The sequence below is a fragment of the Bradyrhizobium sp. Arg237L genome (genome assembly GCF_029990105.1).
Classification (GTDB): Bacteria; Pseudomonadota; Alphaproteobacteria; order Rhizobiales; family Xanthobacteraceae; genus Bradyrhizobium.
In genome coordinates, this window is the sequence record NZ_JAQMIL010000194.1 from 1 (window position 1) to 780 (window position 780).

General features: G+C 65.3%; 1 protein-coding gene. It reads right to left on the minus strand.

What is annotated here, in order from left to right; genetic code table 11:
• On the minus strand, positions 1–728 hold a 728-nt coding region (locus OZ411_RS42945), incomplete at its 3' end, for a transposase (RefSeq protein WP_282532800.1).
• Positions 729–780: the final 52 nt, after the last annotated feature.

Consider the following 780-nt stretch of genomic DNA (forward strand, 5'->3'; position numbering starts at 1 on the left):
TCGGCGTCCGTCGTCGACAACTGCGTCTGGCCGCTCCGTGCCAGCTCGGTGAGGTCGGCTTTGACCCGCGCGCGCCGTTCCATCAGCGCGGTGAGCTTGTCCGCGATGCCGCCGCCGTCCCCCTTGCCGCCGTCGCCTCCACCGCGGGACGGCTTCGCCTCGGTGGCGTCGTTGGCCTCCAGCGCCTCGCCATAGGCCTCAATGTCGCGCTCGATCGCCGCCAGCTGTTCGGTCAGCCGCTTGCGCGTCTTGATGCTGCCCTTGCCGGCATCGCCATGGAAAAACGCCCCATCGATCGCCACCAGTTCGCCGCCCAAAAGCGAAAGCGCACGCGCCAGCACCACGAACTCCCGGTTTGCCGCCTTCAACGCAGCCCAGTTGTCCTTGCGGAAATTGGCGATCGTCCGGTAGCCGGGCACAAGCCCCTTCAGCAGCCACATCAGTTCCAGATTGCGCCCCGCTTCCTGCTCCAGAGCGCGCGAGGAGCGGACCCGGTTGACGTAGCCGTAAAGATAGAGCTTCAACAGCTCGGCCGGATCGTAGCTCGGCTGGCCGGCGCCCCCGCCGCCCTTGGCATGCCGGAAGCCCAGCTGCTCCAAATCCAGCGTACAAACATACGCCTCAATCGCGCGCACCGGATTGTCCGGCCCCACATAGTCCTCAATCCGCGCCGGCAGAAGACTGAGCTGATCCCGATCCGCGCCGGTCTTGTAAAGACGATTCACCATCCGCGAATCGTACCTCAACTTCCCGAAATCCGCGAAATTCTTGCCCAGCCTG